Source organism: Streptomyces sp. NPDC001443 (genome assembly GCF_053597355.1).
In genome coordinates, this window is sequence record NZ_JBSFIA010000097.1 from 1 (window position 1) to 1958 (window position 1958).

Annotated in this window: 1 protein-coding gene and 2 pseudogenes; all 3 read right to left on the reverse strand. The window is 65.2% G+C overall.

The features are described from left to right. Positions 1–95 (reverse strand): annotated as a pseudogene (locus tag ACWC24_RS41830) (transposase); the annotation flags it as partial. A 37-nt stretch (positions 96–132) separates the two neighbouring features. Continuing rightward, positions 133–1698, reverse strand: a complete 1566-nt coding sequence (locus ACWC24_RS41835) for an ISL3 family transposase (protein WP_450668165.1) — start codon at positions 1696–1698, stop codon at positions 133–135. Between the two features lie 82 nt (positions 1699–1780). Next, positions 1781–1958, reverse strand: a pseudogene (locus ACWC24_RS41840) (transposase); the annotation flags it as partial.

Below are 1958 nucleotides of genomic sequence, written 5' to 3' on the forward strand. Positions count from 1 at the left end.
CCAGCCCACAACCCCAGGATGTCCCGCCGGCCCTCGACAGTGACCGCCAGGGCCACGTAGATGGGCCTGTTGGCTACCGCTCCGTCCCGGATCTTGGTTCTGTCGACGATCTTGTGATCCAGCGGGTTGGGATCATCGCGTGAGCAGGACGCGTTTGCGAAGGAGATCGAGGCCGGCCCGGCCGAACATCTGCCGTTTCAGCATCTTCAGTCGGTTGATGTTGCCTTCGACGGCGCCGGAACTGTAGGGAAGGGACAGTCCGTTGCGGACAGCGTCGAAGTCACGGCGGAGGTTGCGGGCGAAGCCCGCGAGTGGAGCGAGGGTGTCCCGTTCGACGCTGGTGATCCAGTCCTCGAGGCGGTCGCCGTGGCGTGCGGTCATCATGGCAGCGAACTTCCTGACGTGAAGAGTGAGCCGGTCCAGTTCGGGATCGCGTTCACGCAGCCGGTGAAGCCTGTCGGCGTCCTCGTTCCGCAGGCGTTCGGGGTGAGTCATGATCCATGAGGTGACCTCGCGGACCGGCGGAGGATTCGGCCCCGGATCGGGGGCGTGTCCACGCCCGGTGCGGTACTGCCGCAGATGACGTTGGACGGCCAACTCGCCTCCGGAGTAACCCTGTTCCTGAATCTCGCGATAAAGCTGGGTGGCGTTTCTGACGCCGTCGTTCCAGCGCCGGTGCAGGTAGCCAACATACGGGTCGACGACGTGCGCCCGCTGTAGGCTTTGGGCGACGACGTCGTCCGCGGAGGGAGCATTGACCAGTTTGCGGACGGTGGCCTGGTGCAGTCCGAGTTTCCGGCCGATTGCCGCCTTCGACATCCCCTGATGCCACAACTCATGTGCGGCAGCATGTTGTTCGCGGAGCCGAGTTACGATCCTCAACTCTGCCAGCGGCTGGACCACCTGCGGTTTGTCTGGGGTGTCTGCGGGTGCCGAAGGCGGTTCGGCCAGACGGGAGCGATGAGCGTTCACTGTTTTCTCGACCGCCTGGCCGAGGTTGGCCCACAGGTGATAGCGGTCAGCGACCTGCTCGGCCTGCGGCGCTCCGATGCGCGCGCCCTCCGCGTAGCCGCTGGAACGGTCCCGGCAGATCACCTTCACCTCGGGGTGGCCGCGGAGCCATGCGGTGAGATCTTCGCCCTCGCGCCCCTCGTAGAGATGCAATGGACGGTGGGTGGCCATGTCGATCAGCACCGTGCCGTAGCGACGGCCCTTGCGGAATGCGAAGTCGTCGACGCCGAGGACCTCCACCTCACCGACCTCCGGTTCAGGCAGGGCCCTGACCAGTCGCAGCAGCGTGTCCTTGCCCACGGTGATGCCGACCGCGGAGGCCAGACGGGCTCCTGCCCGGCCAGCCAGGGCCAGTCCGATCCGCGTCAGCACCCCGCGCAATAACGGAGTCTGCCGACTATGCGGGGTCGTCAGACCCGCGATCTGTTCGACGAACGTCACCGCCGCGCAGGCAGTGTTCTCGCAGCGGAACCGGCGGACGCACAACTCGATCACCACGCCGAACCCGCCCACGGCAACGTCACGCAGCTTACGTACGTACCGGCCGTGCACCCGAGCGGAGCTCTGACCACATCGGCAGGACCCGCTCGCCGCCCGCACCCGCGTCCTCAACACCACCTTGTCCGGCCATCGCTCGACCTCCTCGATGAGCAACGCGGACAGGTAAGGAAACAGCTCCAAAAGCACATCACGAGAGCACCCGATGCATGATTGCGAACGATCGGCACGAACCGCTCAACCGTCCAGATCACAAGATCGTCGACAGAACCCGGATCTTCACGTGGATAGCGTCAATGAAGATCACGGGATAGACGGCGTCGAGCGGTCGATTCTGCCATTCGGCCATGCCGTCGAGCACCTTGTCGGTGATCGTGGAGATCGTCTGCCGGGACACCTCGGCTCCATAGACCTCGGCCAGGTGGGCCTGGACCTCACCGGTCGTCAGG